The sequence below is a fragment of the Clostridium sp. UBA2485 genome, assembly GCF_002341865.1.
Classification (GTDB): domain Bacteria; phylum Bacillota; class Clostridia; order Clostridiales; family Clostridiaceae; genus Clostridium_J.
In genome coordinates this window covers 1-7,702 of record NZ_DDOV01000090.1, presented here as the reverse complement: position 1 = coordinate 7,702, position 7,702 = coordinate 1, and the positions used below count along the sequence as shown (strand labels likewise).

General features: G+C 28.2%; 6 protein-coding genes and 1 tRNA gene. All 7 read left to right on the top strand.

Features of this window, described 5'->3' with window-relative positions; translation table 11 throughout:
* Position 1 precedes the first annotated feature (1 nt).
* The 7 genes from B3603_RS18375 to B3603_RS18345 all read left to right on the top strand — a co-directional run bounded on the left by B3603_RS18375 (position 2) and on the right by B3603_RS18345 (position 6,937).
* Positions 2-77: transfer RNA gene (locus B3603_RS18375), tRNA-Ala, on the top strand.
* Positions 78-707: 630 nt separating this feature from the next.
* Positions 708-1,721 carry a type I glyceraldehyde-3-phosphate dehydrogenase gene (gene gap, locus B3603_RS18370; protein WP_291567614.1) on the top strand — a complete coding sequence of 338 codons (1,014 nt, stop codon included), beginning with the start codon at positions 708-710 and terminating at the stop codon, positions 1,719-1,721.
* A gap of 273 nt (positions 1,722-1,994) precedes the next feature.
* Positions 1,995-2,741 carry a 5'/3'-nucleotidase SurE gene (gene surE, locus B3603_RS18365; RefSeq protein ID WP_291567612.1) on the top strand — a complete coding sequence of 249 codons (747 nt, stop codon included), beginning with the start codon at positions 1,995-1,997 and terminating at the stop codon, positions 2,739-2,741.
* A 178-nt stretch (positions 2,742-2,919) separates the two neighbouring features.
* A complete protein-coding gene (locus B3603_RS18360; protein WP_291567610.1) occupies positions 2,920-3,990 on the top strand; it encodes a serine hydrolase domain-containing protein in 1,071 nt (356 codons plus the stop codon).
* A gap of 6 nt (positions 3,991-3,996) precedes the next feature.
* Positions 3,997-4,539, top strand: a complete 543-nt coding sequence (locus B3603_RS18355; protein WP_291567608.1) for a GNAT family N-acetyltransferase — start codon at positions 3,997-3,999, stop codon at positions 4,537-4,539.
* A 161-nt stretch (positions 4,540-4,700) separates the two neighbouring features.
* The gene (locus B3603_RS18350; RefSeq protein WP_291567607.1) at positions 4,701-5,840 is read left to right on the top strand and encodes a pyridoxal-phosphate-dependent aminotransferase family protein; all 1,140 of its coding nucleotides are present in this window, start codon (positions 4,701-4,703) and stop codon (positions 5,838-5,840) included.
* 242 nt (positions 5,841-6,082) lie between these two features.
* Positions 6,083-6,937 carry a DUF4438 domain-containing protein gene (locus B3603_RS18345; protein WP_291567606.1) on the top strand — a complete coding sequence of 285 codons (855 nt, stop codon included), beginning with the start codon at positions 6,083-6,085 and terminating at the stop codon, positions 6,935-6,937.
* Positions 6,938-7,702 lie beyond the last annotated feature (765 nt).

Genomic DNA, 7,702 nt, shown 5'->3' with positions numbered 1-7,702 from the left:
TGGGGGTATAGCTCAGTTGGGAGAGCACCTGCCTTGCACGCAGGGGGTCAAGAGTTCGAATCTCTTTATCTCCACCATAAAAGCAATCCAAAAGGATTGCTTTTTTTATATGAATTTTTAATAATTTAGTTAAAATTATTTTTTCTAAAGATAAAATCTACATGAATTAGAAATGTGTTTTCTTCAGTTTTTAAAAGTTATTTCTATAGTTTTATCTTGATATTTCATATAAGTTGTAAGCTTTACTTATTTATTTTTTATCCTCGTATATATAATTTTGGAATTCATTCTATTGAATACAGTTATTATAAGACTTTAGTTTTATGAATGGAATGACCACTCATGTTTTTATGACAAAATTAGCACATTTTTAAACCTTTATCTCTCACATTAACCTATCTCATAAATTGTCTTCATATTTTAATAAAAAAATTCAAATACATATAAAAATCTTTGAAATTTGCGTGATCAACTAAAAGTAACATCTAATATATAAACTTTGAATTAAGGCAATAGAATATCATATTTAGTCAAATATATTGACATATATCCTTAAATATGCTATATATAGTATAGCACATATGATTACATATTGAAAAAAAAGTGAAAAAGTATAACACATAAATGAATTAATAAATATAATAGTATTATAGATTTTTAAAAAGTATGATATAATTTAAGTTTATATTTTATAGGGGGACTAAATAATGACTGTAAAAGTTGCTATGAATGGTTTTGGAAGAATAGGAAGAGCTGTTTTAAGAATTGCTCAAGAAAATCTAATGGATGGCGTTGAATTAGTTGCTATAAATGCTAAAGCGGAAAGTGAGACACTAGCACATTTATTTAAGTATGATTCTTGTTATGGTAAGTTCAATGGAACTATTGAAGTTGATGGTGAAGATAAAATAGTAGTTAACGGAAAAGAAATTAAGATACTTAGAGAATGTGATCCAGCTAAATTACCATGGAAAGAGCTTGGAGTAGATATAGTTATTGAATCTACAGGTATATTTAATAGTAGAGAAGGTGCTATAAAGCATATAGAAGCAGGAGCTAAGAAGGTTATAATAACAGCACCAGGTAAAAACGAAGATGCAACCATTGTTATGGGAGTTAATGAAAATGATTATAATGCAGAAAAGCATCATATAATCTCAAATGCATCTTGTACAACTAATTGTTTAGCACCATTTGCTAAAGTATTAAATGATAAGTTTGGAATAGTTAAGGGACTAATGACTACAATACATTCTTATACAAATGACCAAAGAATATTAGATAAAACACATAAAGATTTAAGAAGAGCAAGAGCAGCAGGAGAATCTATAATTCCAACAACTACAGGAGCAGCTAAGGCAGTTGCTAAAGTTCTTCCAGAATTAAATGGAAAACTAAATGGTTTTGCAGTAAGGATACCTACGCCTAATGTATCCTTAACAGATTTAGTATGTGAATTAAAAACAAAAGTTACTGCAGAAGAAGTAAATGCAGCACTTAAAGAAGCTTCAGAAGGTAGTATGAAAGGAATATTAGGATATTCTGAGGAGCCATTAGTATCAGTAGATTATAAACAAGACCCAAGATCATCAATAATTGATGGATTATCTACTATGATTATAGAAGACAATATGGTTAAAGTTGTTTCTTGGTATGATAATGAATGGGGATATTCTTGTAGAACAGTAGATTTAGTGAACTATGTTGCAAAGTCTATTTAAGACATTGTTACTATGAAGATAAATAATAAAATTTTATATTATTAAATATTAATTACTTTATTTCAATTCAAATTCATAAATTAACTATTTTGCAGTGTCCTAAAAGGCAATCTAACAATTGCTTTTTAGGACACTTTTCTATTAGAAATTTTATCTTCTATATTTTTAATGTTAAAAAGAAAATATATAGGTTAAAATTAATGATATGATAAATAATGATGTGATAAGTAATCATAGTATAAGGTAAAACATAGAGTTTAGGAGGATTTATATATGAGAATATTGCTAACAAACGATGATGGAATATTTGCAAAAGGAATACAAACATTAGCTAGAGAACTTGAGAAATATCATGAGGTAATAATTGTAGCACCTAATATGCAAAGAAGCGCTAGTAGTCACTCTATTACAATAACAGCCCCGCTTATAATTAAAGAGGAAAAATTAGATGGAATAAAGTCTAAGGCTTTCAGTGTAAGTGGTACTCCAGCGGATTGCACAAGAGTAGGACTTATGAAGTTAGTTGAAAATAAAGTAGATTTGGTAATTTCAGGAGCTAATGAAGGATATAATTTAGGAACAGATGTAATTTATTCTGGGACCGTATCTGCAGCTGTTGAAGCAGCAATATTAAAAGTACCTTCAGTTGCATTTTCTTGTGATGGAAAAGATGAAAGTTATGATTTAGCGGCTAAAATAGCATTAGATATAGTAGCAAAAGCTAAAGAATGTAAATTTAAAAATGATATAGTACTAAATATAAATATACCACCTATAGATAAAAATATTAAAAATGAAATAAAAGTATGTAGAATAGGAAAAAGAAATTATAAAAACATTTTTATAGAGAATTTAAATGAGGATGGTACAAGGAGTTTAGAAATAAAAGGTATATTAGAAGATAATGATACTGAGGAAACAGATGTTTATAATATTAAAAAAGGGTATATAACCCTAACTCCTCTTCACTACGATTTAACTAATTTTAATATATTAGAAGATGTAAGAGAAATGTTTTAAATATATTAAGGTATATTCTTTTATTCACCTAAAGAGCTTAACAGCTCTTTTTCTATTTATAAGTAAATTAAGATATGTAATAAAATAAAGAAAAATAATTTAACACTATGTTATGGAAGGGTTATAATTATAAATATAGAATGTTTTATAAAAAATCATGTTAAAAGGGTGACGTATTATGATTAATTTCATTAAAAGTAATATTAATATTAGAGATAATGTAAAAAAAGAAGAAAATCATATTTTTGATGAGGTAGTAAATAAAGTTAAAAATACAGGAGATTTTATTAAAGCCTCTGCTTCATCAGTCTTTATAATACATAAAGATAAGATAGTTACAGAAAAGTATTTTGGTCAGCATTCCCACAAAGAATTTGCTAGAAAGATAGATTGCAAATCTAGATTTAATGTTGCATCTGCAAGAAAAAGCTATATAGGATTTGCAGTTGCTTATGCCTTATTAAATAAACATATACATAGCATTGATGATTATGTAATTGATTATTTACCAAATTTAGATAAGGGTGTAATAGATAAAACCACTATTAGACATTTATTAACTCATACCCATGGTTTAAATAGTGATGAAAATAGAAACTTAATTAGAGACTTTCCTTGTGATACAAATTGGGAATATGTGAATGAGGGAATAAAACTATTAACAGATATAGTAGAAACTACTACAGAAAAAACTGTATCCCAAATATTACAAGAAACTGTTTTTAATCCTTTTAATTTGTCAGAAACAGGCTGGGAGATAGAAATAAAAGAAGATCAAGTGTTAATTATTTTCAATCCAGAAGAGGAACCAGTAAGCGGGGTTACAAAGAGTTCTACAGGGGGAGGGTATGACAAAAATTTATATGTTTCATCTAGAGAATTAGCTTATTGGGGATATATTCATCTAAAAAAAGGTACCATCAATGAAGTAGAAGTACTTCCTAAGGAAATATTTGATTTAACTACTTCTCTTCAAAGTCCATATTTGGAAGATAGAGAACTCCCGGAGAACGGATTTTTATGGTGGGTAAAAACTAGAGAGTGCAAAAAAAGTGAATTAGGAGAATTAGTACCTAAAGGATCATATCAAATTTTAGGTAATACAGGAGCATGTGTATTAGTAATTCCTAGTGAAGAATTAGTAGCAGTTAGAATGTACAATAAAAAAGGCAATCCTAAAGGGTATGATTATTTAAGAGATGTTAAAGATTTTGGTAATACTATAATGAAATGCTTATATGAAAGGTAGATAGCTATGGTAAAATTAGAATATTTGTTAGAAGAAGACTTTGATAAGATAATAAAATGGAATGAAGATACTTCCCCGGAATATTTAATGCAATGGGCAGGACCAACATATAAGCATCCTATAACAAAGGATCAAATAGCTGAGAATTTTAAAAACATATCTGATAAAGAGGAATCACAAGTATTTATATATAAAATTATCTATACAGAAAGTAATGAAATCATTGGAATTATTCAATTAATTAAAACAGATAATGCAAATAAAATAGGAAGAATAGTAAGATTTCTTATAGGTGAAGAATCTATAAGAGGTAAAGGTATTGGCACAGCGGCAATAGATGAGATATTAAATATAGGTTTTAATACCTTTTTATTAGAAGAAATTACTTTAGGGGTATTTGATTTTAATCATGGTGCGATAAGATGTTATGAAAAAGTAGGTTTTAAAAAGACAAAATTTACTGAAAATGCTAGGGTTGTAGGAAATAAATATTGGAATTTATATGAGATGAGTATAAAAAAGAATGAATGGCTTAAAATGAAGAAATAACAAAAAAGAAAAAGTCTATATTAATTGTATGTATGACTAATTTTATAAACTAGTGATTATAATTATCTTATTTTTATTTAGCATAATTAAATGCGATATAATATTAGAAGATACTATAATGATTACCTAATGCAAGAGTTATACAGAAAAGGAGTGTTAATATGAATAAACCTTATGTATTTACACCTGGTCCAACAGAGGTTAGAGAGAATGTTCGTTTAGCTAGAGCTATGGAAGCCACTAATCCAGATTTAGATATACATTTTTATGATTTTTACAAGGAGACCTGTGAAAAAATAGGGGAAATAATAGGCACTAGCAATGATGTGTATATATTAAGTGGTGAAGGAATATTAGGACTTGAGGCTGCTTGTGCGTCATTAACAGAGACAAATGATAGAGTACTTATATTAAATAATGGAGTTTTTGGAGAAGGTTTTGGCGATTTTGTTAAAATATATGGTGGAGAACCTGTATATTATAGCGTAGATAGACAGGAAGAAATAGATATAGAAGCTTTAAGAAAGTTTTTAGAGAAGGATAATAATTTTAAATATGCAACTATAGTCCATTGTGATACTCCTTCAGGACTTTTAAATGATATAAGTAAAATATGTCCATTATTAAAGGAATACGGAATAATTACAGTTGTAGATAGTGTTGCTGCTATGGTAGGAGAACCTTTAAAAGTAGATGATTGGAAAGTGGATATTGTATTAGGTGGTTCTCAAAAAGCATTTTCAGCGCCACCAGGATTAACAATACTATCAATTAGTGAAGATGCCTATAAGGCTATGGAAAACAGAAAAGCTCCAATTATAGGATTCTATTGTAATCTAACAATATGGAAAGATTATTATGAGAAAAAGTGGTTTCCTTATACAATGCCTATAAGCGACATTATGGGACTTAGGGTAGCAGTGGATAATGTAATAGAAGAGGGAATAGATAATGTTATTGAAAGACATAAAAAATATGCTAATGCTATTAGAAAATCAGTTAAAGAATTTGGATTAGAGCTGTTTATAATAAAAGGACAAGCTAATACAGTAACAGCGGTAGCACTTCCAGAAGGAATAGATGCAGATGAATTGGTATCTCATATGTTCAATAAATATAATGTATTAATGTCAGCTTCTTTTGGATTTGTAAAAGGTAAAGTTGTTAGAATAGCTCATATGGGTGAAAATGCTAGAGAAGAACGATTAGTATATGTATTAAATATTTTAGAAAAGGCACTTAGAGATTTAGGATATAATACTGATAAGTCTTTAGTACAATGCTTTAATAAATATTTATAGAATTAAATATGAGTTTTATATAGTTTGTATTTAAGCTATTGATAACTCTAACTATTTAAAACATGAAGATGTAATAAATCATAGTAAAAAAGATATAACAAATTTATTAGATTACGATGAGATAGAATAATTACTATGTTATAACAACAAAATTCTATTCTCAGAGAAAGATTATAAAATTAACGATTTTATAGAATAAAGAAATTATATGATAAAGCGCTTAAATATGAGGGGGAAATTATATGTTAAGAACAAATAAAGAAAAGATTGTTAAATGGTCAGTTCAAGGTCAAATACATCATCCACTAGGTGGAAATTATAGAATAACTCATGAGGGAGTACCTATGATACTGCCAGCTACAGGAGGGATTTCTTACAACGTGAGCATTGGAGATTCAGCCTTTGGATGGGTAGGTGATCATGTTGAGCCTGGTGTGTCAATTAGAAATGAGAATACAACAGAAAATGCAGCATTGATGACATTTGCATGTATAGGAAATGAAGCAAAGGTTGTTTCAGGAGATGGAAAAGGTGCAAAAGGTTATGTAACTGGCATGCATGGTGGAATAGAACATGTTATGATTTGTTTTGAAAAAGAGGATTTAGAAAATTTAGCTATAGACGATAAAATACTAATCAAAGCATATGGACAAGGTTTAAAATTAGAAGGATTTGAAGATGTACAACTTATGAGTATAGATCCAGATTTATTTGAAAAGCTAGGAATTACAGAAAAAGATGGTAAGTTACAAGTTCCTGTTGTTGCTAAAGTTCCACCATATCTTATGGGTTCAGGAATTGGCTCATCAAATGCATATACAGGAGATTATGATATAATGACTGCTGATACAGAAGAAATAAAAAGATTAAGCTTAGATAAATTAAAGTTTGGAGATTTGGTTTTACTTGAGGATTGTGATAATACTTATGGAAGAGGATTTTTAAAAGGAGCTGTAAGTATTGGAGTTGTTATTCATAGTGATTGTGTAAAAGCTGGGCATGGACCAGGAATTACAACAATCATTACTAGTAAAAAGCCTATTATTGAAGGTATAATTGACAAAGATGCCAATATAGGTAATTGCATGAAGAAATAAAAGGTGTCTAAGTTAAGACATTTTCAAAAAATAATAAGCTAGTATATTAGACTATTTTGTATTACACTAAGTTGCTAGATAGAAAATAGTTTAATATCTATGATTTGTTAGTTTTTTTATGTATCTAGACTAGGAATAACACATAGAACTATAGTTAAGGATAAATTAAAGCAGGGAACAGATTAGTAGGACGTGTTATATTAAAATTATGTACTTTAATATAACACGTCTTTAATTTAGTATTAAGCTAATAATTGGAACTACTGCTAATGTAGACAAATAATGAAGGTCGAGAGAAGGCTAGATTATTTGTGGAGGACTATAAATATAGCTAAAACTATGGATAGATTATTAAAAGCTTTTATATTAAAGATACTTGATTTAATATAAAACTTTTTTAATTTTAAGGCTTACTTAATAAAATAATCTATCCTATGATGTTCAATTTAAAGAAAATCTTATTATTTTAACCTAAAACATTACCAGGTGTATCAGTATAAGGAATTTAAAGATTTTTTGAGATAATTTAAGATTTTTTAGGATAATTCTTATACAAAATGCAAATAATTATATTTGGATGAATTATAACATGTTATTATGAATAAGTCGTCGGCGCTAAGGTGCATACGATGCTTAAGTTATCAAGCACACAGTTGAGTTAAAAACTTTTTAAAAAAGTTGTTGACAAAACTAAATGCAGATGATAAGATGATTAAGCGGTCTGAGGACAGACCAAAAAAATTAAAACTTGGTCTTTGAAAATTA